The sequence below is a fragment of the Syntrophus aciditrophicus SB genome (genome assembly GCF_000013405.1).
Classification (GTDB): domain Bacteria; phylum Desulfobacterota; class Syntrophia; order Syntrophales; family Syntrophaceae; genus Syntrophus; species Syntrophus aciditrophicus.
This window is the reverse complement of sequence record NC_007759.1, coordinates 50,369-76,435: the sequence shown is the minus strand read 5'-3', so window position 1 is coordinate 76,435 and position 26,067 is coordinate 50,369. Positions and strand designations below refer to the sequence as shown.

The following is a 26,067-nucleotide window of genomic DNA, read 5'->3' as shown; positions in this document are numbered from 1 at the left end:
AATAAGAATTTGGATGATAGGCCGTCTGCTCTTCGTCTTGCCTGTAAGGGAAAAAGAAAGATCAGACGTTGAATCGGAAGGTGATGATGTCGCCGTCCCGCACGATATAATCCTTGCCTTCCAGGCGGACCTTCCCCGCCGCCTTGGCTTTGGCGTGAGAGCCGCCGCAGGCGATGAAATCATCATAAGCTACCACTTCGGCTTTGATGAAACCCCTTTCAAAATCCTTGTGAATGGCCGCGGCTGCGCGTGGGGCCTTTGTCCCTTCCGGAATGACCCAGGCCTTCACCTCGTCCTCTCCCACGGTAAAGTAGGATATCCGCCCGAGGAGAGAAAAGGCGGCGCGGATCACCCGTCCGAAAGCAGGTTCTTCCATGCCCAGGGCCGCCAGGAATTCCTGCTGCTCCTCAGTGGGAAGAGAGGCCACTTCCGCTTCCAGCTCGCAGCAGATCCCCATCACCGGCTCCACCAGCCCGGCTTCCGTCTGAAAGGCTTCCACGGTCGGGAAACCATCTTCAGCCACATTAAGGACAACCAGTTCCGGTCTCAGCGTCCAGAAAGAAAAACTGGACAGAGCATGGCGTTCCTCAACCGTCAGATTCAGTTCCCGCAAGGGCCTCCCGCTTTCGAGCTGCTCCTGCAGGCGCGGCATCAGCTCCACATGGAGAGATTCAGGCGGCTTCAGGTTTTTTTTGGCCACCTTCAAGAGCCGCTCGCGGCGGTTCTCCACCACCACCAGATCGGAGAGGATCAGTTCGTCATCCAGTTGCCGGCAGCGATTCACCATGGCCGAAATCGATCTGTCCGAAAAGCAGTCCACCACATGGAGCAGGCCTTCGGCGCCGCTGAGCGCCTGGCGAACCGTTTCCCACGCCTTTTCACCCGCGGCGTTCACATCCGTAAAGGGAACCCGGGCAGGCACGGCCCGAAGGGGTTTATAGATTTCCACAAGCCGGTCAAACCGTCTGTCGGGAACGGAGGCCTGTCCGCGGACACACTGTTCCCCATGAACATCGCAGCTGCGGACGCCTGTCATGATTTCGAAAAGGGTGCTTTTTCCACTCTGGGGAAGACCCAGAATCCCGATTTCCATTGCTGATTCCTCCTTTGTGAGTAACACGAAAACAAGTTACTCACTAACAAAGCGCCACCTCGACGGGGGGCGCTACGTTCAATGTTCAAGGTCGGAATATTACGGTGAGAACATTAAACGTCGAACCAAACCTTCCGAAGGGGCAGGGATCACTGCTCGCAATCAGGCGAACTCCTTCCCGATCCGGGCCATGGCCTCTGCCAGCCGGTCATCGGGCACGGTCAGCGAGATGCGGATGAAGCCTTCGCCGTACTGGCCATAGGCCGTACCGGAAGCCACGACGACCGCGGTCTTCTCGAAAAGTCGATTGGTGAACTCCAGGGAAGTCATTCCCGCAGGAACCGGCACCCAGAGATAAAAGGTGCCCTTGGGCGGTTCGAAGTTTATGCCGATCTTCTTGAGCGTCTCCAGAACCAGCGCCCGCCGCCTGGCATAGATCGCCCGCATCCGGTCAATCGAAGCTCCCTCATGACGGAGGGCGTGAATTCCCGCGTACTGAATGGGATTGAAGATTCCCGAGTCGGTATTTTCCTTGACCTTGCTCATGGCGGCAAGGATTTCCTGGTTTCCCGAAGCCATCCCAATCCGCCAGCCCGTCATGTTGAACGGTTTGGACAGGGAATTGAGTTCCACGCCGACCTCCTTAGCCCCATCGGCCATCAGGAAGCTCAAACGTTCCTGCCCCTCAAAAACCATCTCCCCATAAGGATTGTCATAGCAGACGGCGATTCCGGTCTCCCTCGCGAAGGCCACCAGCCGGTCCAGGAAAGGCCGGGTTGCGCAGGCCCCCGTCGGGTTGTTGGGATAGTTGAGGAACATCCCCCGCGCCCGCTTCAGGATGTTGGAAGGGATGTCTTCGAAAACGGGAAGATAATCGTTTTCGGGCAGAATCGGAACATTCCAGGGTTCTCCGCCGGCCATGAGAATGCTGGAACGATAGGCCGGATAGCCCGGATCGGTCATGAGAACGATGTCACCGGGGTTGATGCAGGCCAGCACAAAGTGATGGCATCCTTCCTTCGAACCGATAAGCCCCAGGATTTCCTTTTCGGGATCGAGAGTGACGCCGTAGCGCTCCCGGTACCAGCGGGCCACCTCCTGCCGGTAGGCCAGCATCCCTTTTTCCTCATCTGTGGGATACCGGTGATTCTCGGGGACGTGCGCCTGGCGGCAGAGTTCCTCGATTATGGAATCCGGCGTAGGTTCCACCGGGTCGCCGATGGCCAGACTGATGACGTCCACGCCCTCGGCCTTCGCCTTATTGATCTTTTTCCGCAACTCCATGAACAGGTAAGGGGGAATTTTTCCTAAACGCTCCGCAATCTGCACCGTTCTCTCTCCTTTAATCGTTTAATTTCCGTTCTCCTGCCAGGCCTCTTCCCAGAGCCGGCCCTCGTAAATCACCCGGACCCGGCCTTCCATGTAAACGTTCCTGAACGCACCGTCGATCCGCTCAAAATGAATCTTGAGCCTTTCGCCGCTTCTCACGGTCACCTCCACCGGTGACTCCACCAATCCCCGCGCCGCTGCCGCCAGGGCCGAAGCCACCGACCCTGTGCCGCAGGCAAGGGTTTCGTCTTCCACGCCCCTTTCATAGGTCCGGACGGAAAGGCTGTGAAGGCTGGTGACGGTCACGAAGTTGGCGTTCGTGCCCGCCGGCTGAAAAGCCTCGGCATACCGCAACGCCCGGCCGTAACGGAAAACATCGAATCCGCCCAGCTCCTCGACGAAGGCCACGACGTGGGGCACGCCGGTGTTGAGGCTGTCCACCGTCAGGATTTCGTCTCCAACGGGAATGGGTTGGTTCGCCTGCAGAGACGAAGGTTCGGTCAGCCGCAATTTCACATCGTCTCCCCGTAGTTCGGCATCGATAAGTCCGGCCACGGTTTCAAAGGACATCCGCTCCCCGGCAATCCCTTTGAGATAGGCAAAGCGGGCGACACAGCGACCGCCGTTGCCGCACATTTCCACTTCGCTGCCGTCGGCGTTGAAAAAGCGCCACTGGAAATCCGCCCGCGGCGACCGTTCGACGAGGATCACACCATCGGCGCCGACGGAAACCTTCCGACGGCAGATCGCCTCCACGAAGGACGGAATATTCTTGATGGAAGACAGCGCCCCTTCCCGGTTGTCTATCAGGATGAAGTCATTGCCGCTTCCGCTCATTTTGAAAAATTCGATCATTCTTCAACTCCTGTCCGGTTCGAAAAATTTTTCGCTCCTGCATAACCCATCCTGACGCCCGCGTCAACGCCGGAACGACCTGCTGTTCACATTTCATCCCCGAAACCGGGTGCAGACAGGGTTTATTTCTCGATTTTAACCCGCTTGGAAATCCGGAAACCGGAAGGGAAAGAATTAGGAAAGAATAGGGAGGAAGAAAGGGCGGCGGCGGGATTCCGGCCGGCAATGACAACGGTTTCCCGGTTTACCACCGGTTTACCAGAAGAGGTCTTCCCCCGATGCCCGCACATTCTCGATGCTCTTCAGAACCTCCCGGATATCCCGTTCTTTGAGATCGAGCAGTTCGAAGGCAACGGGGGAAACGGCGGGAACGAAGGCATCGCCGGCATAACCGAACCCCAGGGCCCTCACCAGGATGTCCGCCAGATGAACGATGGCCGTCTCCAGGGGCGCGCTTCTCGCCAAGCCGGGCTTGTGGTGGAAGGCGATCATGTCCGTCAGCTTTCCGGGAAAGAATAATTTTTCGGCAAGCCACTGGCCCGCGGCCGCGTGGGTTTCGGAAAAACGGGCCTTCTCGGCTTCCATGACCAGAATCTCCTTTTGCTCCGCCTCCTCCATAACTGTCCTATAATCTTTGGGAAATTCCAGAAGGAAAATCACCTTGCCGATATCGTGGAGCAGACCGGCCACGGAAACTTCTTCCAGATTTTTCAAGCCTTTGATTTCCGCTATTGACCGCGCCGCCACTGCACATCCGACGGAATGTTCCCGAAGACCGACCATCACAGTCTGCATGAGCTCCAGAACGGTCACCCCCATCAGAAGGCTCCTGACGGCGTCCAGTCCCAGAAGCGTCAATGCATGCGTGACGGATGAAATCCTTCCGGGAAAGCCGAAGACGGCGGAATTGACCATCTTCAGGATCCTGCTGGTAAGCGCCGGATCGCTGGAGATGAAGCTGCTGATTTCATGCAGGGATGTTTTCGGATTTCCGATAACCTTTGTGAGCCGCCTCACAACCCCGGAAATCGTGGGCAGCATGTCGATCTTTTCAATCCTGTGGCGCAGGATACGGATATCCGTGGGATTATCCGGCACCGGAACCACCGCTTATCCTCACGATTTTATTCGCTCTTTCCCCGGGAATCTTCTTTTTTTTCCTGCTCATCGCACTCCAGGATGCGCTCTTCAACCAGCCGCTTCAGCATCTTCATGTAGGGCTGCTGTCCGACAGGCCGGAACCGCGCCTCCAGCTTCTCCAGGAGCTGCTCCCGGGACTCGTAAAGCGGCGCCCTTTCCACAATGGAGATGCCTTTCAAGGTCATACTGCGAATCCGCTCAATGTAAGCTTCCGTTAATTCCGTGCCCTTCCCGAAAAGGACCATGCCGTTTTTCATCAAGATCGGTCCGGCCAGTATCATCCCCGGTTCCAGTTGATCGGAATTCAACACGCACATGAAACATCCGGCTCCTTTCGTCTGCTCCGGAACGTTCTCCTCTAACCGGATGCACCGCCTTCGCCGAGGAGCTCATCAACGGCATCGAGCATCTCCTGCAGAGCAAAAGGTTTATGAAGCGTCCGATGCGCCCCCAGCACCCTGGCAAGATTCAGGAACTCCCTGGGACCGACGCGGCTGCCCCCGGAGATGGCGATGATCTTGACCGACGGAAATTCCCGCCGCAGGACCATGATCGTTTCGATGCCGTCCACTTCCGGCATGATGATGTCCGTAATCACAAGGTCGGCTCCCTTCTGACGCTGAATCTCCATGGCCGCCCTGCCATCCGCCGCTTCAGCCACTTCATGGCCTGTTCGTTCCAGAATCTGCCTCAGAACGGACCGCAGCGGTTCATCATCTTCCACAACCAGAATACGCGGCATCTTTGCCCCCTCAGTTACTCCCGACACTCCAGGACATCCCGAATAACCTGTGCCATTGTGCTCATGATGAACGGTTTGAAAATAAATTCCCGGATGCCCAGTTTTCTCGCCTTTTCTTCAATGATCTGCTCGCTGAATCCCGTACAGAGAATAATCGGGATGTCCGCCCGGATATGAAGCAGTTCCCTGGAAAGGTCGATCCCGGTCATATCGGGCATGTTCAGATCGGTAATCACCAGATCGAAGCTTTCCGGCCGGCTGCGAAAGGCTTCCAGGGCCTCGATACTGCTCATGCTCGCCACAATCTTATAGCCAAGTCGGGTCAGCAATTGTTCAGCAATCCGAACCAGACACTTTTCGTCATCCACGAAAAGAATCCGTTCCCGCCCCCGGGGGATCGAACCTGTCGTTGTGCATTCTTCCTCCCTGGATTCAATCGCAGGAATCAGCACGCGGAACCGGGTCCCCTTGCCGGGCTGACTGTCCAGGTCAATGGCGCCCTTGAAGTCTTTAACGATCCCATAAACCACAGCCAGTCCCATCCCCGTGCCTTCTCCGGGTTTTTTGGTCGTAAAGAAGGGGTCAAAAATCCGGTCCTGGATTTGGGGATCAATGCCATGCCCCGTATCTTCCACCGCCAACTCGATATAGAGTCCGGGCAGAATTTCCGGATAAGCCAGAGCGGCTTCCAGATCAATCGAAACATTGAACAGCGAAACCGTGAGTCTGCCTCCCCGCTCACGCATGGCATGGGCCGCATTGGTGCAGAGATTCATGAGGATCTGGTGAATCCGGGTGGGATCGACGATGACCATGTCCGAAGCGGCATCGTTTTTCAACACAATGTCAATCATGGCTGGAATCGACATTCGGAGCAGCTTCACGGCTTCCTTGACGATCGTGCTGACCTTGACCGGAATGGGATCGCCTTCCGTCTGGCGACCGAAGGCCAGAATCTGATTGACCATTTCGATGGCTCGATGCTGCGCTTTCAGAGACTGTTTCAGATTCAGGCAAGCCGGACTTCCTTCCGGGATATCCAGGAGGGCCAGCTCCGTAAACCCCATGATCCCACCCAGGATGTTGTTGAAATCATGTGCAATTCCGCCTGCCAGCGTGCCGATCGCTTCCATCTTCTGCGCCTGCTGAAGCATCTGCTCCAACTGCCTGCGGCTTTCTTCAGCCTCCCTGCGCATGGCGATGTCAAGCTGGAGCTCTTCATTGACCCGGGCCAGTTCGGCGGTCCGTTCAGCCACCCGCCGTTCCAGCTCCTCTCTGGTATTGCAGCGCATCTCCTCCAGACGCTTGCGATCCGTCACATCCAGAAGTACCCCCTGATAGTGCGTTGTGATCCCCCGTTCATCCCGGATAGCCACTGTTCGATCCTCGATCCAGCGGATTTCACCCGATCTCGTGAAAATCCGGTATTCCCGGGTGAATTTGTCAATCCCCCGGGCGGCACATTCTTCCTTCTCCCTTTCCAGACAGGCAATGTCATCGGGATGGATAATCGCTGTCCAGGAAACGTCGCCATCCAGGAATTCCTTCCTTGTATAACCGAACTGGGTCACATTGCCACAGACAAATTCCACTGGCCGGCCGGCTGTAACGCGCCACAGAAAGACCGCCGCCGGGCTCCGATTGATCAGGGCTTTAAAATCCCGAAGTCTCTTCCGGGTTTCCAGGAGTTCCTCCCGGAGCCGTTCGGTTTCGTCTTCCGCCGGCTCCGTCGGCATCCATCGCCGCCCCAGGACAACCCTGTCCCGCATCCGACCGGCCCTGACCTGGCCCCCTTCGTTCATACCACGAGATCCTTCCCCGACCTGCCCGTTCAATTCGGCAGCAGGCTGCCGCCCCTTCAAGGTTTTTACAGAATGATTTCCATTTCCTGATTCATGGCGAAACAGTCCAGCCTGTGCCCCCCCCGCGAAATCAAGCCGCGGCAGTCCTCCACCATGGCGTCAAGCTCCGAATCCGTTCGCTCCTGATTGTGATGAAACAATCCCAGTCTCGCGACGCCCGCGTCCAGGGCAAGACGCAGGGCATCCAGGTAAACGGTATGCCCCCACGATTTTTTTGTCAGATAGTCGGCGGCAACATACTCCGCGTCATGGATGAGCAGATCCGCCCCCCGGGCAAAGCGGCAATAATCCTCATAGGCCATTCCCCCGGGATGGTGATGCATCAATTCATTATCTGTCAGAAATACAAAACTTTTGCCGTCTTCTTCAAACCGGTAACCGATCCCCTCGTTGGGGTGGCTCAGAGGAATCGGGGTCACGCGCATCCCGCCGATTTCAAACGGCACGGCGCAGGATTCATGAAAGATCAGATCGGCATGGACATCGGCAAGCGCGACCGGAAAGTTCGGAGGCGTCATGATGCGCGAGATAATCTGCTGGACGGAGGCCTGGGCATAGGGACAGCCATACAGGGTGACGCGTGTTTTTCGATGGTAGATCGGCTTGAAGAAGGGAAATCCGATGAGATGGTCCCAGTGCGCGTGGGTAAAGATGAGGGTGTATTCGAAACGGCGTTCCGCCATGAGCCTGTTGCCCAGTCGCCGGATTCCGGAGCCGGAATCGATGATGATGATCTCGTCCCGCTGCGTCCGAATCTCAATGCAGGTGGTATCCCCGCCATATTTCAGGTAATCTCTTCCGGAAACGGGAATGGATCCTCTCGCCCCCCAGCACCGAACAATCATCGCGACTATACTCCAGAGCCGACAGAAATGTATCCTCTCTAAAAACTCAGTTTCATCTCATATCAGGGGGGAAAAAATATTTCCATAAAAAATGCCGGGGCTAGATTTCCCGACCTTCGCCCTTCCTCAGCACGGAAAGTGCGATTTCCACGTTGTTCAAGGGAGCGCACACCTGGAAACCGGCAACCCTTTCGTGAATTTTTTCACAGATGGCCCTGGCAATTTCGATCCCGGTGCGCTGGCTTTCCTCCCGGGTTTCACACCGGGCCATGCGCTCGAGGATTTCCCGCGGCACCATCACGCCCGGAACTTCATTATTCATGAATTCCGCATTCCGGTAGCTCAACAGCGGCCAGACGCCGGCCAGAACGGGAACGCGCTTCGAGTGCTTCTCCACGCGGTCCAGGAACCGGAACAGGGCCTTCTCGTCGAAAACCGGCTGAGTAATGGCAAACTCGGCGCCGGCCTCGATCTTCTGAAAATAGCGGTCGATCTCCCGCTCCAGATCCACCGCGCAGGGATTGGCGCCCACGCCGATGAAGATGCCCGTGGGCGGGTCTACGGGACTGCCTCCGATGTCCCAGCCGGAATTGAGATTATGGACCACGGAGGTGAGGCCGATGGAATCCACATCGAAGACGCCCGTCGCCTCCGGGCAGTTTCCCAGTTTCGGCGGGTCACCCGTAATGATCAGGTAATTCACGAGCCCCACGGCGTACCCGCCCAGCAGATCACTCTGCATCCCGATCAGGTTCCGGTCCCGGCAGCAGTAATGGACTACCGGCTCGATGCCCACTTCCCTGAGGATGACCAGGGCCGTGATCATGGGTGAGACCCGGGCGCTGGCCCGGGGACCATCGGGAATGTTTATGGCATCGACGCCGGCTTCATGGCACCGACGCACTTTGGCCAGCATATTACTGAAGTCGCCGGCCCGGGGGGGAAGAATCTCCACAGAAGTCACCTTCTGCCCGGAACATATCTTCGCGGCCAGACGTGATTTAGCCGCAGTCGGAATTGCGGGCTTCTGCGCAGGAGCCTGCTGACGAGTCGTCACTTCGACATGCTTTCGGACACCGCTGAGTCCGCGAACAGCACGGGCCGCCGTGGCGATGTGTGCGGGATGGACGCCGCAGCATCCGCCGATTCCGCGAACGCCCAGTTCAATGAATTTTTTGGCATATTCGGTGAAATATTCGGGGTTGGCCAGATAGAGGGTCCTTCCACCGATTTCCCGCGGCATCCCGGCATTGGGCATCACGATCACCGGTTTGCCAGCAACGGGAAGGACTTTCAGCAGAGCCTCGTAAATCCCTGCCGGACCGGTGCCGCAGTTGAGGCCGATGACGTCGACGTGAGGATCTTTTTCCAGGGCCGCAGCCATCTTTTCCGCCGGTGTTCCGGCCGCCGTCTCCCCATCATCGTCCACGGCAAAGGAGGCCAGCACCGGCACGCCTCTTTCACGTGCAACCCGGGCTGCCAGCTGCAGCTCTTTTAAGTCGCTGAACGTCTCCAGAAGCAGCAGGTCCACGCCTTCTTCTGTCAGGGCTTCCATCTGTTCCCGGAAGGCGGCTTCGACTTCCGCCATGTCCCTCCCGGTGATCACCTGACCTCCCTGGGTACAGGGCCCCACGGATCCGGCGACGTAGAGCGTCGTCCCGGCCGCCTGGCGGGCGAGTCTTGCTGCGGCGCGGTTGATGTCGGCCACTTTTTCCGCCAGGCCGTAAGCCCGGAGTTTGATCCGGTTGGCGCCGAAGGAATTGGTTTCCAGCACCTGCGCCCCGGCCTGAGCGTACTGCTCATGAATCCCCAGAATCAGTCCGGGCTCGGTCAGGCATAATTCGTCGTAACAGGTCTGGATAAAGACCCCTTTTTCATAAATCATCGTCCCCATGGCCCCGTCAAAAATCAGCGGGGTCCCGGTCATGCGGGAAAGGACATTCTGCAGTGCGCTCATCGCATCTCCTTGAAAATTCCATCGTTTTTTCCATACCGTTTTTTTGTCAGCCTGTAAAACAAAAACTCTCCGAAATTCCACGGAATCAGGAGATGGCGGACTCGAGCTGAAGGCGTTTTAACGGTTGCAGACAAAACCAAAAGGGAGGGGGGCAGCGCAACCGGCGGATCTTCATGGAAGGCCGGCATGGGAACTTTCACCGCTGCGGCGCCGGAAACATGGGATGGGAAGTAGAGCCGGTCATTGCGGAAGAGAAAAATTAATCCCCTTCCGTTTCTCCCGTGGATTCGCCGCTGTCCGATCGGCTTCCGGCCATGCTGCGGGAAGATTTGCGATGGCGGCGTTTCTTTTTTGCCCCGGAGGCAGCCTCAGGCCCCCCAGCGGACACTGACGACTTCTGCACTTCCGGCGGCTGGGGAGGAGGCGTATTCAGAGTCGCCATATAGAAATCATCAACCAGCATGGCGATCAGGTCCATTTCTTCTTCATTCTGCAACAGACTTTTGACCAGAGGAATGAAACGCTGCATATGTTCCACCTGCAGTCGGTCACGCATTCTCATCTTGGCCTCCAGCAGAGCGATCACTCGCTGGGACACGGTCGTTTCCACTTCTTCATCTTTTGGCAGGGACCGTTCCTGAATATCGATACTGAAGGACTTCGCGATGTCCCGCAGCCGAAACTGCTCCATCCCGGCAACCAGGGAAATGGCGACGCCGCTGGCGCCTTTCCGGCCGGTGCGGCCCGCCCGGTGGATGTAAGCCTCGGGATCTTCCGGCGGTTCATATTGAATGACATGGGACAGGTCCGGGATATCGATGCCTCTGGCTGCCACATCCGTGGCCACCAGAAAACGGAGTAATCCGCTCCTAATCCGCGCCATGACTTTTTCCCGTGCCTTCTGGGACAGTTCGGAACTCAATTCGTCCGCGTCATAACCGAAACGTTTCAGTACGACGCTCACGAAATGGACCGTGGCTTTGGTGTTGCAGAAGATAATGGCGGAAACGGGATTTTCCGCTTCGATGATCCGGACAAGAGACCGTTCCTTGCCCATTCCCGGAACGAGATAGTACACATGCTCCGTTTCCGTCACGTGAATCTGATCCCGACTGAGGCTCAGCAATTCCGGTTTTCTCAGAAATTCTCCGGCAAGGCGGAGAACATGGGACGGAAACGTGGCCGACAGCAGATAGGCATTGATCTCGCGGGGAATGAATTCCTGAATGCGCTTCATGTCCGGATAGAATCCCATGGACAGCATGCGATCCGCCTCATCGAAAACCAGAATCGACAAGGCTTTCAGCGACAGGGAACTCCGGATCAGATGATCCAGGATCCGCCCTGGTGTTCCGATGACGAGCTGCGCCCCTTCCCGGAAGGCCTCGAGCTGGGCGTGATACCCAACGCCGCCGTAGGCAACGGCTGTGCGGATTCCGGAGTCGGCGCTCAGCAGGAGGGCTTCCCTCGACACCTGAAGGGCCAGTTCCCGAGTCGGCACAAGAATCATGGCCTGGCAGGCGGCCTTCCGCGGGTCAAGACGTCCCAGTATGGGCAGGAGATAGGCTCCCGTCTTTCCACTGCCCGTTTTCGACTGGATCATGAGATCCCGCCGGGCCAGGATATAGGGAATCGCCTTGGCCTGAACGTCCATCAGTTTCGTCCACCCCGCGCGGGTGGCAGCATCCCTTATCGTCGGGGGCAAACACTCCAGAGCGACCTCGGGCAGGGCGTCGGTCGGCTCCAGGATCGGCTCCTCCCCGGGATCATTGAAATTCTGGTCTGCAGGCGGTGTCGATTCGGGTTCTTGATCGTTCAATGTGGGGTCCATAGGCATCCTTCAGCAATTATCGCTTTTTTAAGGGAAAGTGACTTTTCAGCAGTAAATTCAAGCGCGCAATCATTGCACCGAATCCTTGAAAATTCAATTCTTTTCTTTTTTACGGCAGGGCAGGTCCTTCCTGTCACCGTTTCCAGGAAGATCAGAGGGAGATCCATATTTCCAGACTAGAGCCCACCCTGACCGAAATTGACTTTTTTCCTCCGAACTGTTAGAGGCATCCCTGTCTCTACCGCTTCCGAGAGGCTTCAGCAGGCAGAGAATAATCAAGAACTGCGAGAAATCGAGAACCCGATGATAGAATGGAACGCGTTGCTGGTGACTTTTCTGATTCTTTTCCTTGCCCGCAGCCTTTTCAAGGAAGCGTTGACCCGGATCAACATCCGGCATCTCCAGCATCACGGCCGCCGGGTGCCGGAACTTTTCCGCGGTGAAATCGATGAAGCCACCCTCTCCCGGATGACGGATTATACGGTGACGACCTCCCGTTTTACTTCGTTTGAAGGGATCGTCGATGATCTGTTGACGCTGACAGTTCTCCTCAGCGGTGTCCTTCCCTGGCTGACCGGCATTCTTTCAGGCCGGCAGCTTCCCTTTATCCTGTCGGGTCTGCTCTTTTTCAGTGTCCTGATGCTGGCCAGCGGTGTAATCGCTGTGCCTTTCGATCTCTACCGCATCTTCGGGATTGAAAAACGGTATGGCTTCAGCACGATGACTTTCCGGCTGTGGGTGATGGACAGCCTGAAAAGCCTGGGGATTTCCGTCATCCTGCTGGGTGCGCTGGGAAGCGCTTTTCTGGCACTGATACAATACGCCAGGGAATCCTGGTGGTTCTGGTCCTGGCTGCTGTTCGCCGCCTTTCAACTGTTGATGCTCTGGCTTTATCCGGTGGTCATCGCCCCCCTTTTCAACCGCTACGAACCGATCCAGGACCAGGATCTCAAAAGGGCCGTGATGGATCTGGCGAGACGGGCGGAACTGGAAGTGGCCGGAATTTATCAGGTCGATGAAGGGAAACGGAGTCGTCACACCAATGCGTACTTTACCGGTCTGGGGAAAACCCGGCGGATCGTCCTGTTCGACACCCTCCTTGCTTCTTCGACCCGGGAGGAAATCCTGGCCGTGCTGGCTCATGAAATCGGGCACTGGAAAAAGAGGCACATACTCAAACAGCTGATTTTCACGGAACTGACCTCCCTGGGGATACTTTACCTCTTTTCCCGTCTGCTGAAATGGCCTCTTCTCTATTCGACCTTCGGCTTTTCGGAACCCGTCACTTATGCCGGCCTGCTGCTTATCGGGATCCTGACCGGGCCCTTTTTCTTCTTTCTGAAGCCTTTCAGCGCCGCAATGCTCCGCCGGTTCGAACGGGAAGCGGATGACTACAGCCGGAATCTGATCGGAACGGCAGCCCCCATGATATCGGCCCTGAAACGCCTGGCAAAGGACAACCTCGCCAACCTCTTTCCCCATCCGCTTTATGTGTGGTTTCACTATTCCCACCCGCCGCTGCTGGAACGGATCGGCCGCCTTGTGGACCGCCGGGCTTGAGCTCGGTAACGATTCGATATTTCTATAAAAAGAATAAATAAGGACCATCCGCTTTCCGGAGAAGAAGGAGGGCTGCTCGACAGGCCCCCGGAAACTTGATTTTCCCGGAGGGAAATGATTAAAATCATCAAATGATAATTGTAACGTGAGGAAGTTTTATGCCGATTTATGAATTTTTCTGTGAACAGTGCAATACGGTTTATAATTTTTTTTCTCGAACGGTCAACACGGAGAAGATCCCCTTCTGCCCCACCTGCAAAACGGTTCCCTTGAAACGTCAGATGTCGGTCTTCGCCAAAATTACCCCCGGCCGGGAGGACCCGGCAGGGGAGGATATGCCCCCTCTTGATGAAAACCGGATGGAAAGGGCGATGTCCATGCTGGCCGGCGAGATGGACGGAATCGATGAAGAGGATCCCCGTCAGGCTGTCCGCCTGATGAGGAAACTGTCCGACATGACCGGTTTGCACCTGGGAGAGGGGATGGAAGAAGCCCTTCGCCGCATGGAACGGGGGGAGGATCCGGAACAGATCGAGCAGGAAATGGGTGCCCTGCTGGAATCGGAGGAACCGTTTCTGCCCGGGCAGAAAGCAGCAAAGGGAACGAAGCGGCGCACCCAGCCCCGAGTCGATGAAACGCTTTATGATCTTTAACAGGAGTGCAGACAGGATCGCGAAAAACGCTTTCTCCACACTTGCGGTTTACGGGATTCAGGTTAAATGTTAATATGATCCAGAATTTCTGTGCATCTATCGTCCTGTCCCGAATTTTTTACAGACACTGCAGGAGACTTTTAACAATCCAACGGAATCAACCATGAAAATCTGCATGTTCACGAATACCTACCTGCCGCAGATCGGAGGGGTTTCCCGATCCGTCTTCACACTCGCTGAAGATCTGCAGGCCCTGGGGCACCAGGTCCTGATCGTCGCGCCGACCTACGCCGCACAGGGAGAGGATGACGAAGGACCGGAGGTGATGCGCGTGCCGGCGATTCAGAATTTCAACGGCAGTGATTTTTCCCTGTGCATACCTCTGCCTTTTATCATCCGGGAGCGATTGGACGCCTTTCAGCCGGACCTCATTCACAGCCACCATCCCTATCTGCTGGGCGATGCCGCCCTGCGGGAAGCGAGGCGGCGCGATCTGCCCCTCGTCTTCACCCATCATACCCTTTATGAAGCTTATACTCACTATGTTCCTTTGGATTCCAAAGCGATGAAGCGGTTTGTGGTCTGCCTGTCCAAAGCCTATGCGAATCTGTGCGCCCATGTGGTAGCGCCGAGTCGCAGCATCGGTGAACTGCTTAAAAACCGGGGGGTCCAGAGTCCCATTTCTGAAATCCCCACGGGAGTGGATCTCGATGTACTCGGAGGAGGCTGCCGGTCTGCCGGCCGCGAGCGTTGCGGTGTGAGCAGAGACCGACTGGTCATTGGCCACGTGGGCCGACTGGCGCCGGAGAAAAATCTGGATTATCTGGCCCGGGCCGTCTGCCTGTTCCTCGATCGCCATCCCTCGGCCCGTTTTCTTGTTGTGGGTTCAGGTCCCAGTGAATCCCGAATTCGGGAAATCTTCGAGTCCGCGGGACAGGAATCGCGCCTTTTTCTGGCCGGCAGTCAAACCGGAGAGGCATTGCGGGATCTGTATTCAGCGATGGATCTCTTCGTTTTTTCCTCGAAATCAGAAACGCAGGGCATGGTGCTTGCCGAAGCCATGGCAGCGGGAAAACCGGTCATCGGTCTGGATGCGCCGGGAACGCGTGAAGTGGTGCGAGATGACTGGAACGGGAGGCTTCTGGCCGCCGATGCTCCCATCGAGGCCTTCGTCCAGGCCATGGAAGAATTCGCCCTGGACCCGAAGAAGGCGAACCGGTGGCGGCAGGGAGCGGCAGAAACGGCACCCGCCTTTTCCCGCCGGCAGTGTGGGTTAAAGATGGCCGGTCTTTATGAAGCCATTCTGGCAGATCATCATTCCGAAAACGGAGATTCCGATGTTTTTCCCCCCTGGGACAGTCTGTTGCGCGCCTTGAAGGCGGAATGGGATCTGATTTCCGAAAAGGCGACAGCCACCCTCCAGACGATCAAACAGGAAGAATACGAAAATCTGAGCTGACCCGCGCAAAGTGCCGTAAACATCCGGACGCGCTGCTTCTTTCTGAATTTCTATCCCAACAAACCGATCAACAGGGCTCCGGTCGCCATGAGCGAGGCCCCCGTCAGTCTTTCCATGATCTTTTCCTCCCGGAACCACCAGGCCCCGTAAAGTACGCCGATCAGCAGGCTGGTCCGCTTCAGGGCGATCATGTAAGCAGCCTGGGTCAATGAAATGGCCAGCATGTGGCTGAAAATCGTCACGGCCACCGTCGCCCCCAGCGCCAGCGCCATGGCCGGAGTCCGCGTCCGCAGGATGTTCCCGGATCTTTTCCCGATAAAGGCCAGACCGGCAAACATGAGGCCTGTGAAGAGCAGGTAATATACAATGCCGAAGTAAGCCGGACTGGAGTGCAGAATCGCCAGTTTCCCCACAGTGGACGTAAAGGCATAAATAAAGGAAACCAGCAGCATCAACCTTGAGCCCGGCTCCCGGATGATAGCCCGGAACGGCTGAAGAGCCCCCTGTTTCAAGGAAGAAATATTAAGGCAGTAGGAACCGGCAATAATCAGCATGATGCCGGCCAGCCCTCCGGCGCTGAGCCTTTCTCCCAGGATAAGCCATCCGGTCAGAATAATGAAGCCGGGGGTGAAGGCCAGAAAAGGAAGCGACAGGGAAAGCGGCGACACCTTGAGGGCTTTCATGTAGCACAGAAAGGACAGCACCTCTAAAGGCAGCCCAACCAGGACGCAGGACCAGAACACCCCGTCCGTTTTCGCCGGAGAGATAAAAAGAGACGCGGCAAGCAGCCAGGGAACAGTATAAGCCAGACGGATCAGCCCCATCTCATAAGCGGAGCGGTCACTGAAAAACCGCTTCGTCAGGGCATCGGAAGTCGCCAACCCCGCGGCGGCCGCCAAGGAAAGAAAAAAACTCAAAACGGACACAGCCCGGCCTCAGATTCTCTGTTTCTCATCCTTTTCCTGAGAGAAAAATAAGTACTTATCCCCACTAAAATCAGTCCTCCCCATGATGGGAAAATTCCTGATGACATCATACACTAAACGACCGGTAAAAGCCCTGGAAACCCTCCTTGGGAATCCTCCCTTCAAGGGGAAATTGGAACCTCGGCATTGAGGACCGGAACCCTTTAAATTTAAATAAAAGGGAGATCAGCATGAAAATTCTGATTGTCGACGACGACCCCGGAACAACCGATCTTCTGGAAATCAGCACCTCCCTGTGGGGCTATTACCCCGGCAAGGCCGGCCGTGCCGATGACGCCCTGGAACTGCTGAACCGGAATTCTTACGATATCCTGATCACCGACGCGGAGATGCCGGGGATGAGTGGTTTTGATCTATGCCGGACCGTCCGCTCCCGATTTCCTCATATGTTCATTATCGGAATCACCGGCTCTCTGGATTTTCGCAAATTCGAGGAGGCCGGCGCGGACACCTTTTTCAGAAAGCCCTTCAAGCTGGATGATCTGCATGCCGTCCTCAGGAATATTCAACCCGCGTTCGAATCAGGATAACGGTTTCCCGAAAACCGCTTAGTGTTCAAATCCCGACCGTATTGCTGATTGGCGACCACCTCACGAAATGCAGGGTTTTTTCAGCATGCGCCTGAATTGTTCACCCTGGAAATACCGGGAAGCGGACCGTTCAGCGGTGCAGAGGTTATCTCCTCATGATTCCAGTTCGCGATACGATTCAATCCCGCCATTTTCCTTTCGTCAATATCGTCCTTATCCTGCTTAACGTGTTTTTTTACGGGATACAGCTTTCTCTTGGCGGGGAAGCCGATACCTTTATGATCCGTTATGCCCTGGTCCCCGCCCGCTACACCGATCCTGGAGGGGTCGCTGACTTCGGCAGCGGGCAGGCGATTCCGGCCCTGTTCACCTTCATGTTTATCCATGGCAGTTTCTGGCATCTCCTCGGCAATATGTGGTTTCTTTATATCTTTGGCGACAATGTCGAGGATCGCCTCGGTTCTTTATCCTATCTCCTTTTTTATCTGCTTTGCGGCCTCGCTTCGGGTTTCACGCATATCCTTCTCAATCCGCACTCTCCGGTGCCGACGATCGGGGCCAGTGGCGCCGTCGCCGGGGTTATGGGCGCGTATTTCCTTCTCTATCCCCGCGCCAGGATTGTGACCCTCGTTCCTCTGCTCTTTATCCCGTGGTTCATCGAAATCCCCGCCATTCTATTCCTCGCCCTCTGGTTTCTCATGCAGTTCCTCAATGCCACACTGGCTGGTGACCATACCTCAGGTATTGCCTGGTGGGCTCACATCGGCGGCTTTGCTTTCGGCGCTTTGATTCATCGAATTTTCTACAGAAAAACATAGTTGACCAATTATCATGCTCTGGTATATGGACAGTCGAGCGTCAGAAGGGATCGGCACGAAGATGCAGCACGGCATCCAAAAATAACCCCGAATCATCCCCTCGGAAGCTTCCATAAAAATCCACAGAACGGCATGTTTATTCAAATGAGAGAATTCTGCATGAGATTGAGGAATGTCCATATTCTCCGGGTCATGCTGCTGGCCGGCATCGCCCTGACCTGGATTGTCACGACAGGAATGCTGGACGCAAGACCCCTTACCGAAGAGGTTGCCGATCGTATTCTGCAGAGGACCGTGAACGGGTCCGGGAAATCTCTACTGAATTTTGCATACAACGATCAGGATACCGTCCGCCTGCTGCAAGCCTTTTATACGGACCGAAACGGTTTGCCGGCCTGGAGCGGGAATGAGGGACCGAATGAGCAGGCCGCCGATCTGCTGCGCATTTTAAAGCGGGCGACTCGGGAGGGTTTGAGTCCCCAGGACTATGGCGTTGCACGCATTGAGGCCCTGATAGCGACAATCAATTTGGACAGGGAGGGAAGTCAGCCTCTCAATGTTGAACAACTGGCCGATCTCGATCTCCTGCTGACCGAGGCCTTTTTTTCCTATACCTCTCATTTTTCCGGTGGCAGGGCCGATCATCAGCGGCATTATCCCGGCTGGGTCTTCAAACGGCGACAAACCGATCTCATCAAGACGCTGACAAGCGCCCTGGAAAGCAGTGAGATGGAAGCGACGCTGAATGAAGTGGCTCCCCGGTTTTATGGCTATATGAAGCTCCGGGAGCGACTTAACGAGTACATCGATATCGCGGAAGCCGGCGGCTGGCGCAAGATTCCGGCAGGCCGCCCGCTCATGAAGGGCATGCGCGACAAACGGGTCAGAACACTAAGGAAACGACTGATTTCCACTGGAATGGCGTCCTTGTCGCAAGCTAAAACGGATACCTATTTCGATCTTGATCTGGAGACAGCCGTTCGTCGATTCCAGCGTCAGCACGGTCTTCGGGAAGACGGCATCGTCGGCCGCACCACCCTGGTGGAGCTGAACGTTCCCGTGGAAGTCCGCATCTGCCAGATGGCCGTCAATCTGGATCGGTTGCGGTGGCTGCCCTATGAGCTGGGCGATCGGCATATCCTGATCAATATTCCGGACTTCAACCTTGAAATCGTGGAAGACAAGCGCGTGGTGATGCATATCCGCGCCATCGTCGGCAAGACCGACAAACGGACGAACCTGTTAAGCAGCCGGATTACCGCCATAGAGCTGAATCCATACTGGAAAATCCCCAAGAGCATCGCTGTGGAGGAGTTTTTGCCGCAGCTCAAGAGAAATCCCCGATACCTCGGAAAGAAGATTAAAGTTTTCGCGGGAGATTATCAGACCAATCCCGTCTCTCCGACTTCAATCAAATGGTCCCGGGTCACTGCCGAAAATTTCCCCTACTTTCTGAGACAGGAACCTGGATCGGATAATCCGCTGGGGCGCGTCAAGTTCGTTTTTTCCAACGAAGCGGATATTTATATCCATGACACTCCCACGCGCAATCTCTTTACGCAGGACAAACGCAGCTTCAGTCACGGCTGCGTCCGGATCGAAAAACCTGTGGATCTTGCCGCCTATCTGCTGAAGATTCAACCGAATAACCGATGGTCGAGCCAGAACATCCAGGCCGAGATCCGAAAGGGAAAGAACCTGCCCCTGCCGCTGAACGAACGGGTTCCGGTCCACATTGTTTATCAGACCGTCTGGATCGATCGGGAAGGCAACCTCAACTTCCGTCCGGATATTTATGATATCGATAACATTCCGGCTAATCTACTGATGGTCCTGGCCTCACTTAAACAGTCCCCCGGCGCTTCCAGCCCCCAATAACCGGGACTCCATCAAAAATTCGATTTCATTACAGCAGGGGTGAGCGGGCGACGCGGTCAAGGCTTTCGCTCCCCCCTTTTTTCTGTCCTCTGAATTCACTTGCAACACCACCAACCCCTCCTCCCTTGACAACCGAACTTGAGTGACTATATTAATGCCGAATCCGGATATCCATAACAATATCAGGATTTTGATTGAGACAGAGTTATCGTTTTTCTTAGAAAAGGTCTCGGAGAACTCATTTTTTTGAATGAGCGAGTTTGATAATATTCTGTAAGATGCACTCTATTCTCAATGAGGCAAGGAGGAAGATCAGATGTTTGGACCGGGAATTTTGAGAAGAGGAATCATGGTGGACATGTTTCCGGAAATGATGCGATTCCAGAAAGAGATGAATCGATTTTTTTCGGGTTTGACTCAGGAGTATGACCAGCACCATCCGCCCGTCAATGTATGGATCGGCGATGATGATGTGCTGATCAGGGGGGAACTCCCCGGCATGGATTCCGACAAGATCGAGATCACGACCAAGGGGGATCTTCTTTATATCAAGGGGTCAAGAGAACCGGACCCCCCCGGGGAGGGATGCCGTTATCACCGGCAGGAAAGAGGCTACGGACGTTTCAGCCGGACTCTGCAATTGCCTTTTAACATTGACCAGGAGAAGGTGGAAGCAAGTTATGAAAAAGGCATTCTTCAGATTCTTCTCCCACGGGCGGAAGAAGACAAACCCCGTAAGGTCGTCATCAAATCGGAATAGCAGAGGAGGAAATTCCTATGGATCAGGAATACAAACCGTTAGAGAAACAGCCGGCACGAGAACCGATCGAATTGGAAAGAACAAAAAATACAAAGGTTTACACGCCAAAGGTGGATATTTACGAGACTCGGGAAGCGATCGTTCTCACAGCGGATATTCCAGGAGCTGATGAAACTTCGGTCGATGTCATCCTGGACAGGAATGTACTGAAAATCAACGCATCGGTCGAACCGGCCGATGTGCAGGGACGCCGCGTCTACTACGCGGAACACGATGTCGGTGATTACCAGCGGACCTTTACCCTGTCTGAAGACGTGGACAGGGAAAAGATTGAAGCGACGGTGAAGAACGGCGTGCTTCGGGTAGTCCTGCGCAAAGTTGAACCCGTCAAAGCAAAAAAAATAGCCATCAAGGCGGGATAAGAAGAAACAGGGAAGGAGGAAAAAATCATGGCAATGAAAAGTCTTTTGCCCTCGCTCTGGAAGAAGGGGGAAACACCTTCAAAGCGAGAAGAGGAGCATCCCTTTTACTCTCTGCAGAGGGAAATGAACCGGCTTTTTGATGATTTCTTCCGTGGCTTTGACCTCGAGCCTTTTGCGACGATGGAAGATCGATATGCCGGTTTTACCCCTTCCATCGATGTGCGGGAAAATGATGACGCCTTAACCATCAAGGCCGAAATTCCCGGAATCGATGAAAAAGATGTGGAAGTGCTTGTTTCCGATGACAGCGTTACCATTAAAGGGGAGAAGAAGGAGGAACAGGAGGATAAAGGAAAGGACTATTACCGCCTGGAGAGGACTTACGGTTCCTTCCACCGGGTGATTCCTCTGCCCAAGGGCATTAACCTGGAAAAGGTGGAGGCGACCTTTAAAAATGGTCTTCTTTCCATAAAACTTCCCAAGACCGAGGAAGCCCAGACCAAAAGCAAGAAGATCCCCATCTCCACGGAATGATCGAACCCGGCCGAAGCGGCACGATCACAGGCTGATTCTTATCAGCTTCAGTTGATGATGGAAGCGACCTCCAAGGCCCTGGTCCTCCATAGGGATCAGGGCCGGCAATGGCCGCTTTTCTTCATTCCCTCCGTCAGCTGCTTCTGCCAGCCTGACAAAAAAACCCTTCCTGTTTCATTGACAAGCGCCATTGCGTGATTATTTTATGCGCAGTTGTGCCGCTTTTTTAAGCGGACAAAATCTGCTGTTTCAAAAGAATCAGGCATGCCCGGCATGCTTATCCTGTGAAAAGTCATTTTGTAAGAATTTTGCAAGGAGGTAAGAAATGAAGATCGTACCATTACATGATCGCGTTCTGGTTTTACGGACCGAAAACACGGAAAAGACAGCGGGTGGCATCATCATCCCCGACACAGCGAAGGAAAAACCCCAGGAGGGAAAGGTTATTGCCGCGGGACCGGGCAAGCGGGATGATAAAGGCAATCGCATTCCTCTGAATGTCAGGGAAGGGGATCGGATTCTGTTCGGTCGCTATGCCGGAACGGAGGTCAAGATCGACGGCGTCGAACACCTGATCATGCGGGAAGACGATATTCTGGGCGTCATTGAATCTTAAAGGGAGGGCAACGAAATGGCAGCAAAAGAGATCAAATATGATTCGGTCGCCCGGGATAAAGTCATGAAGGGCGTGGATACCCTGGCCAATGCGGTGAAGGTCACTCTTGGTCCCCGGGGACGGAATGTCGTGATTGAAAAAGCCTGGGGAGGTCCGACCATTACCAAGGACGGGGTCACGGTAGCCAAGGAAATCGAACTGGAAGACAAATTTGAAAACATGGGCGCTCAGATGGTCCGAGAAGTGGCGTCCAAAACCTCGGATATGGCCGGCGATGGAACCACCACGGCCACCATCCTCGCCCAGGCGATTTACCGTGAAGGAACCAAACTCGCCGCCGCCGGCATGAATCCCATGTCGCTCAAGAGGGGCATTGACAAGAGCGTGCAACTCGTCATCGACGAATTGAAAAAGATCTCCAAGGACATCCGGGACAAAAAGGAGATCACCCAGGTCGGGACCATTTCCGCAAACAACGATAATACAATCGGTGAGATCATTTCCGAAGCCATGGAAAAGGTCGGCAAGGAAGGCGTCATCACCGTCGAAGAAGCCAAAGGCATGGAGACCACACTGGAAATCGTGGAAGGCATGCAGTTCGACCGCGGTTATGTTTCCCCATATTTCGTGACGGATCCGGAAAAGATGGAAGTCGTCATGGAGGATCCCTACATTCTGCTTTATGATAAGAAAATCAGCGTCATGCAGGACCTGGTGCCCATTCTGGAACAGATCGCCCGTTCCGGAAGGCCCATGCTCATCGTGTCCGAAGATCTTGAAGGAGAAGCCCTGGCCACGCTGGTGGTGAACAACATCCGGGGCACCCTCAAGTGCGCGGCCGTCAAGGCGCCGGGGTTCGGTGATCGGCGAAAGGCCATGCTGGAAGATATCGCCATTCTCACCGGCGGCAAGGTCGTCTCTGAAGAACTGGGCATCAAACTGGACAGCATTACACTGACCGATCTGGGGACCTGCAAACGGCTGCATATCACCAAGGACAACACCACGATTGTGGATGGCGCGGGCAGTCAGGCCGACATCGAAGGGCGGGTCAAGCAGATTCGCACACAGATCGAGGAAACGACATCCGATTACGATCGGGAAAAGCTTCAGGAGCGGCTGGCCAAACTGGTGGGCGGTGTCGCCGTGATCAAAGTCGGTGCGGCAACGGAAATTGAAATGAAGGAGAAAAAGGCGCGGGTGGAAGACGCCCTCCATGCCACGCGGGCGGCGGTGGAAGAAGGCATCGTCCCCGGAGGCGGTGTCGCCCTGCTGCGGACCCTTCCGGCCCTTGCAGGCATGGATCTTCCCGATGATGAGCGGCCTGGCCTGAATATCGTCAAACGGGCCGTCGAGGAACCCATGCGCCAGATTGCCGCAAATGCCGGTTTCGAAGGATCCATCGTCGTCGAGAAGGTGAAGGAGAACACCGGGAATTTCGGTTTCAATGCCGATACCGAAAAATACGTGGACATGATGGAAGCCGGCATCATCGATCCCACCAAGGTTGTCCGTTTTGCCCTTCAGAACGCGGCGTCCGTGGCATCTCTGCTCCTGACGACCGAGGCCATGATCGCCGAAGCGCCCAAGAAAAAGGGAGCCGGGATGCCCGGTGGCATGCCTCCCGACATGGGCGATATGGAATACTGAGACAACGAACAGATACCTCACCCCCCTCAAAAAACCTCTCTGTCGCAACGGCAGGGGGGTTTTTTTATAAGTCATTGCTTATGAAAGAAAAAAACGATATCTTTTAACCTGCCACTGAAATCAAGTCAGCGCTTTTCGCAGCCGGGAGGAATACGGCCGTGCGTGACTATTACGAGATATTGGGTGTCAGCAGAAAGGCCTCACCCGAAGAGATCAAAAAGGCCTATCGGCAACTGGCCCTGAAATACCACCCGGACCGCAATCCCGGGGACAAAGAAGCGGAAGCCCGCTTCCGTGAAGCCGCTGAAGCCTATGAAGCGCTGAGCAACCCGGATAAACGAAGCATTTACGACCAGTTCGGCCACGAAGGTCTTCGGCGCAGCGGCTATCAGGGCTTCACCAGGCCTGAGGATATCTTCCGGGCTTTCGGCGGGATATTCGACGAATTTCTGAATTTCTCCTTCGGGAGGAGGGGGCAGCCCGAGGAAGAGGCCGGCGAGGATCTCGTCGCCTCCGTAACCATCACCTTGGAAGAAGCCGCCCATGGAAAAGAGGTCGGGCTGGAGCTCCCCCGGACCAAGATCTGTCCGAACTGCAAAGGCTCAGGCGCAAAGCCGGGTACCGGCTGGATCACATGCCCCGTCTGTCATGGCAGCGGTACACTCTCCCATGGCGGCCACCTGTTCCGGTTTTCCGTCACCTGTCCGGAGTGTAAGGGTCAGGGCCAGCGCCTGGAATCCCCTTGTGGCAGCTGTCACGGCAGTGGAAAAATTCAGGCCCCCACCACGATTTCTCTGAAAATACCGCCGGGGGTCCGGAGCGGTTCCCAGCTCTTTCTTGCCGGCGCGGGACAGCCCGGCCGACGGGGAGGACCGGCCGGCAATCTCTACGTAAAAGTTGCAGTTGAAGGCCATCCCCTGTTTGAGCGGGACGGCGACGATCTTCTCTGCCAGCTCCCGATCCGTATGACCCAGGCGGCCCTGGGCGCAAAGATTTCCGTTCCGACGCTCTGGGGAGACATCAATCTGACGATTCCTCCAGGGACTCAGTATGGAGATATCTTCAAAATTCCCGGCAAGGGGATGCCGATCCTTCAAAGCGCCGGCCGCGGGGATCTAATTGTCCGGATCCGCGTCATCATCCCCCGGAAACTCACTCTTTTTCAAAAGCGCCTCCTCAGGCAATTCGACCGGATATCCGGACATGGAAAAAATCCTTCTCCCGGTTTTTTCCAGAAACTGTACGGGCGGTTCCGCATATGCCGCATATTTGATCCATGAAAATGTTATCCTCGCTGCATGCGAACACCAGGAGAATCTCTCATGGCCCCAGAAGATCTTTCCAGGCTGACCATCGATAAATCGGACCGGACGGTGCGAAAAAGACGGCGGCTTCAACCGCTCTACTGGACCGCCGCGGGCCTGCTGCTGGTTATTCTTCTTGTGTCGCTCTATCTCACCGGACGGCTGGTTCCGGCCATAGCCGTGGACACCGCCGCCGTTTCCCGAATCTATCCCTCCCAGACTTTTTCTCTCTTGAATGCCAGCGGTTATGTCGCGGCCCAGCGGAAAGCCGCGGTGGCTTCCAAGATTACAGGCCGCCTTATTTCGCTTTCCGTGGAGGAGGGAAGCCGGGTTAAGGCCGGTGAAGTCATCGCCCGCCTGGAGGATGAGGATGCCAGGGCGGCTCGCGATCAGGCAGCTGCCAATCTGAAGAGCGCCCGGGCCGATACGGCTCAGATGCGCGCGGAATTGCAGGACGCCGACCTGAATTATTCGAGAAAAAAACAGTTGCTGCAGCGGGATGTGATTTCCCGGGCGGAATACGATACGGCCGAGGCGCGCTATCTGCGGGCCAGGGCCGCGGTTGCCGCCGCCGAAGCCAGAGAAAAGTCTGCGGAAGCTGCCTTGAAGGGCGCGGAAACATCGCTGGGTTACGCCCTGATTCGCGCCCCTTTTGATGCCGTCGTTCTGACGAAAAATGCCGACATCGGCGACATCGTCACCCCCCTGGGCGCTGCGGCCAACGCCAAGGCGGCCGTGGTGACCATCGCCGACCTGAATTCCCTGCAGGTGGAAGCAGATGTTTCCGAATCCAGTCTCGCTCTCGTGAAGACGGGGCAGCCCTGCGAAATTCAACTGGATGCCCTGCCCGATCTCCGCTTCCGCGGTGTAGTCCACATGATTGTGCCAACGGCGGATCGGACCAAGGCGACCATTCTGGTCAAAGTCCGCTTTGTGGATTTGGATCCCCGGATACTTCCCGAAATGAGCGCCAAGGTCGCCTTCCTCTCCCGTCTGCCAAAACCGGAAGAACAGCGCCTGCGAACCGCCGTCAATGCCTCTGCTCTGGTGAAGCGGGCCGGACTGTTCGTGGCGTTTAAAATCGAGGGCGACCGGGTCCGGGAAACCCCGGTGGAAAAAGGCGAGACCTTCGGCGATCTTGTCGAGGTGACCGCCGGTCTCAAGACGGGAGATCGGGTTGTCCTGACCCCTTCAACCCGTCTGCGGGATGGTTCGCGAATCAAAATCAATGAAAAATGAAACG

Annotated in this window: 24 protein-coding genes; 13 read left to right on the top strand and 11 right to left on the bottom strand. The window is 55.6% G+C overall.

What is annotated here, in order from left to right:
* Positions 1–61: 61 nt before the first annotated feature.
* From SYN_RS00355 to SYN_RS00305, 10 genes are all read right to left on the bottom strand, one after another.
* Positions 62–1,093, bottom strand: coding sequence for a DUF933 domain-containing protein (locus SYN_RS00355; RefSeq protein WP_041584541.1), 1,032 nt, complete (start codon positions 1,091–1,093; stop codon positions 62–64).
* A 162-nt stretch (positions 1,094–1,255) separates the two neighbouring features.
* Positions 1,256–2,422 carry an LL-diaminopimelate aminotransferase gene (locus SYN_RS00350; RefSeq protein WP_011415986.1) on the bottom strand — a complete coding sequence of 389 codons (1,167 nt, stop codon included), beginning with the start codon at positions 2,420–2,422 and terminating at the stop codon, positions 1,256–1,258.
* Positions 2,423–2,443: 21 nt separating this feature from the next.
* Positions 2,444–3,277 (bottom strand): diaminopimelate epimerase, encoded by an 834-nt coding sequence (gene dapF / locus SYN_RS00345; RefSeq protein ID WP_011415985.1) that lies wholly within the window; start codon positions 3,275–3,277, stop codon positions 2,444–2,446.
* Between the two features lie 255 nt (positions 3,278–3,532).
* Positions 3,533–4,375, bottom strand: coding sequence for an HDOD domain-containing protein (locus SYN_RS00340; protein WP_202943578.1), 843 nt, complete (start codon positions 4,373–4,375; stop codon positions 3,533–3,535).
* A gap of 26 nt (positions 4,376–4,401) precedes the next feature.
* Positions 4,402–4,734 carry a hypothetical protein gene (locus tag SYN_RS00335; RefSeq protein ID WP_011415983.1) on the bottom strand — a complete coding sequence of 111 codons (333 nt, stop codon included), beginning with the start codon at positions 4,732–4,734 and terminating at the stop codon, positions 4,402–4,404.
* Positions 4,735–4,775: 41 nt separating this feature from the next.
* The gene (locus SYN_RS00330; RefSeq protein ID WP_041584540.1) at positions 4,776–5,159 is read right to left on the bottom strand and encodes a response regulator; all 384 of its coding nucleotides are present in this window, start codon (positions 5,157–5,159) and stop codon (positions 4,776–4,778) included.
* Positions 5,160–5,173: 14 nt separating this feature from the next.
* Positions 5,174–6,961 (bottom strand): ATP-binding protein, encoded by a 1,788-nt coding sequence (locus SYN_RS14880; RefSeq protein WP_049749856.1) that lies wholly within the window; start codon positions 6,959–6,961, stop codon positions 5,174–5,176.
* A 65-nt stretch (positions 6,962–7,026) separates the two neighbouring features.
* On the bottom strand, positions 7,027–7,866 hold the full coding sequence (locus SYN_RS00320) for an MBL fold metallo-hydrolase (RefSeq protein WP_011415980.1): 840 nt from the start codon (positions 7,864–7,866) through the stop codon (positions 7,027–7,029).
* Positions 7,867–7,966: 100 nt separating this feature from the next.
* Complete coding sequence (locus SYN_RS00315; RefSeq protein ID WP_011415979.1) at positions 7,967–9,823, bottom strand: bifunctional homocysteine S-methyltransferase/methylenetetrahydrofolate reductase; 1,857 nt, start codon at positions 9,821–9,823, stop codon at positions 7,967–7,969.
* Positions 9,824–10,082: 259 nt separating this feature from the next.
* Entirely contained in the window at positions 10,083–11,654 is a 1,572-nt protein-coding gene (locus tag SYN_RS00305) for a DEAD/DEAH box helicase (protein ID WP_202943577.1), read from the bottom strand.
* Positions 11,655–11,957: 303 nt separating this feature from the next.
* Here SYN_RS00305 and SYN_RS00295 point away from each other — a divergent pair, with 303 nt between their 5' ends.
* The 3 genes from SYN_RS00295 to SYN_RS00285 all read left to right on the top strand — a co-directional run bounded on the left by SYN_RS00295 (position 11,958) and on the right by SYN_RS00285 (position 15,326).
* Positions 11,958–13,214, top strand: a complete 1,257-nt coding sequence (locus SYN_RS00295) for a M48 family metallopeptidase (protein WP_041584538.1) — start codon at positions 11,958–11,960, stop codon at positions 13,212–13,214.
* Positions 13,215–13,372: 158 nt separating this feature from the next.
* Complete coding sequence (locus SYN_RS00290) at positions 13,373–13,867, top strand: FmdB family zinc ribbon protein (RefSeq protein WP_011415973.1); 495 nt, start codon at positions 13,373–13,375, stop codon at positions 13,865–13,867.
* Positions 13,868–14,030: 163 nt separating this feature from the next.
* Positions 14,031–15,326, top strand: a complete 1,296-nt coding sequence (locus tag SYN_RS00285; protein WP_011415972.1) for a glycosyltransferase — start codon at positions 14,031–14,033, stop codon at positions 15,324–15,326.
* A 50-nt stretch (positions 15,327–15,376) separates the two neighbouring features.
* Here the strand turns inward: SYN_RS00285 and SYN_RS00280 are convergent, their stop codons facing one another.
* A complete protein-coding gene (locus SYN_RS00280) occupies positions 15,377–16,252 on the bottom strand; it encodes a DMT family transporter (protein ID WP_011415971.1) in 876 nt (291 codons plus the stop codon).
* Positions 16,253–16,482: 230 nt separating this feature from the next.
* Here SYN_RS00280 and SYN_RS00275 point away from each other — a divergent pair, with 230 nt between their 5' ends.
* From SYN_RS00275 to SYN_RS00230, 10 genes are all read left to right on the top strand, one after another.
* Positions 16,483–16,842: a response regulator gene (locus SYN_RS00275; RefSeq protein ID WP_148202437.1), complete on the top strand. Its 360-nt coding sequence runs from the start codon at positions 16,483–16,485 to the stop codon at positions 16,840–16,842.
* A gap of 155 nt (positions 16,843–16,997) precedes the next feature.
* Positions 16,998–17,660: a rhomboid family intramembrane serine protease gene (locus SYN_RS00270; protein WP_011415969.1), complete on the top strand. Its 663-nt coding sequence runs from the start codon at positions 16,998–17,000 to the stop codon at positions 17,658–17,660.
* A 159-nt stretch (positions 17,661–17,819) separates the two neighbouring features.
* Positions 17,820–19,538: a L,D-transpeptidase family protein gene (locus SYN_RS00265; protein ID WP_158302880.1), complete on the top strand. Its 1,719-nt coding sequence runs from the start codon at positions 17,820–17,822 to the stop codon at positions 19,536–19,538.
* Between the two features lie 316 nt (positions 19,539–19,854).
* Complete coding sequence (locus SYN_RS00260; RefSeq protein WP_011415967.1) at positions 19,855–20,298, top strand: Hsp20/alpha crystallin family protein; 444 nt, start codon at positions 19,855–19,857, stop codon at positions 20,296–20,298.
* A 17-nt stretch (positions 20,299–20,315) separates the two neighbouring features.
* Positions 20,316–20,720: an Hsp20/alpha crystallin family protein gene (locus SYN_RS00255; RefSeq protein ID WP_011415966.1), complete on the top strand. Its 405-nt coding sequence runs from the start codon at positions 20,316–20,318 to the stop codon at positions 20,718–20,720.
* 27 nt (positions 20,721–20,747) lie between these two features.
* Positions 20,748–21,254, top strand: coding sequence for an Hsp20/alpha crystallin family protein (locus SYN_RS00250; protein ID WP_011415965.1), 507 nt, complete (start codon positions 20,748–20,750; stop codon positions 21,252–21,254).
* 325 nt (positions 21,255–21,579) lie between these two features.
* Positions 21,580–21,870, top strand: a complete 291-nt coding sequence (gene groES / locus SYN_RS00245) for a co-chaperone GroES (protein ID WP_011415964.1) — start codon at positions 21,580–21,582, stop codon at positions 21,868–21,870.
* Between the two features lie 15 nt (positions 21,871–21,885).
* Positions 21,886–23,520, top strand: coding sequence for a chaperonin GroEL (groL, locus tag SYN_RS00240; protein WP_011415963.1), 1,635 nt, complete (start codon positions 21,886–21,888; stop codon positions 23,518–23,520).
* A gap of 158 nt (positions 23,521–23,678) precedes the next feature.
* Positions 23,679–24,800: a molecular chaperone DnaJ gene (gene dnaJ, locus SYN_RS00235; protein WP_011415962.1), complete on the top strand. Its 1,122-nt coding sequence runs from the start codon at positions 23,679–23,681 to the stop codon at positions 24,798–24,800.
* A 42-nt stretch (positions 24,801–24,842) separates the two neighbouring features.
* On the top strand, positions 24,843–26,063 hold the full coding sequence (locus SYN_RS00230) for an efflux RND transporter periplasmic adaptor subunit (protein WP_041584537.1): 1,221 nt from the start codon (positions 24,843–24,845) through the stop codon (positions 26,061–26,063).
* Positions 26,064–26,067 lie beyond the last annotated feature (4 nt).

Bases quoted from the DNA above. Each gene is read 5' to 3' on its own strand.
- SYN_RS00285 (WP_011415972.1), top strand. From the start codon at position 14,031: ATGAAAATCTGCATGTTCACGAATACCTACCTGCCGCAGATCGGAGGG.
- SYN_RS00305 (WP_202943577.1), bottom strand. From the start codon at position 11,654: ATGGACCCCACATTGAACGATCAAGAACCCGAATCGACACCGCCTGCA.
- SYN_RS00320 (WP_011415980.1), bottom strand. From the start codon at position 7,866: ATGATTGTTCGGTGCTGGGGGGCGAGAGGATCCATTCCCGTTTCCGGA.
- SYN_RS00265 (WP_158302880.1), top strand. From the start codon at position 17,820: ATGAGATTGAGGAATGTCCATATTCTCCGGGTCATGCTGCTGGCCGGC.
- SYN_RS00315 (WP_011415979.1), bottom strand. From the start codon at position 9,823: ATGAGCGCACTGCAGAATGTCCTTTCCCGCATGACCGGGACCCCGCTG.
- SYN_RS00260 (WP_011415967.1), top strand. From the start codon at position 19,855: ATGTTTGGACCGGGAATTTTGAGAAGAGGAATCATGGTGGACATGTTT.
- SYN_RS00335 (WP_011415983.1), bottom strand. From the start codon at position 4,734: ATGTGCGTGTTGAATTCCGATCAACTGGAACCGGGGATGATACTGGCC.
- groL (WP_011415963.1), top strand. From the start codon at position 21,886: ATGGCAGCAAAAGAGATCAAATATGATTCGGTCGCCCGGGATAAAGTC.
- SYN_RS00275 (WP_148202437.1), top strand. From the start codon at position 16,483: ATGAAAATTCTGATTGTCGACGACGACCCCGGAACAACCGATCTTCTG.
- SYN_RS00250 (WP_011415965.1), top strand. From the start codon at position 20,748: ATGGCAATGAAAAGTCTTTTGCCCTCGCTCTGGAAGAAGGGGGAAACA.
- SYN_RS14880 (WP_049749856.1), bottom strand. From the start codon at position 6,961: ATGAACGAAGGGGGCCAGGTCAGGGCCGGTCGGATGCGGGACAGGGTT.
- SYN_RS00290 (WP_011415973.1), top strand. From the start codon at position 13,373: ATGCCGATTTATGAATTTTTCTGTGAACAGTGCAATACGGTTTATAAT.
- SYN_RS00355 (WP_041584541.1), bottom strand. From the start codon at position 1,093: ATGGAAATCGGGATTCTGGGTCTTCCCCAGAGTGGAAAAAGCACCCTT.
- SYN_RS00270 (WP_011415969.1), top strand. From the start codon at position 16,998: ATGATTCCAGTTCGCGATACGATTCAATCCCGCCATTTTCCTTTCGTC.
- dapF (WP_011415985.1), bottom strand. From the start codon at position 3,277: ATGATCGAATTTTTCAAAATGAGCGGAAGCGGCAATGACTTCATCCTG.
- groES (WP_011415964.1), top strand. From the start codon at position 21,580: ATGAAGATCGTACCATTACATGATCGCGTTCTGGTTTTACGGACCGAA.
- SYN_RS00230 (WP_041584537.1), top strand. From the start codon at position 24,843: ATGGCCCCAGAAGATCTTTCCAGGCTGACCATCGATAAATCGGACCGG.
- SYN_RS00295 (WP_041584538.1), top strand. From the start codon at position 11,958: ATGATAGAATGGAACGCGTTGCTGGTGACTTTTCTGATTCTTTTCCTT.
- SYN_RS00330 (WP_041584540.1), bottom strand. From the start codon at position 5,159: ATGCCGCGTATTCTGGTTGTGGAAGATGATGAACCGCTGCGGTCCGTT.
- SYN_RS00255 (WP_011415966.1), top strand. From the start codon at position 20,316: ATGGATCAGGAATACAAACCGTTAGAGAAACAGCCGGCACGAGAACCG.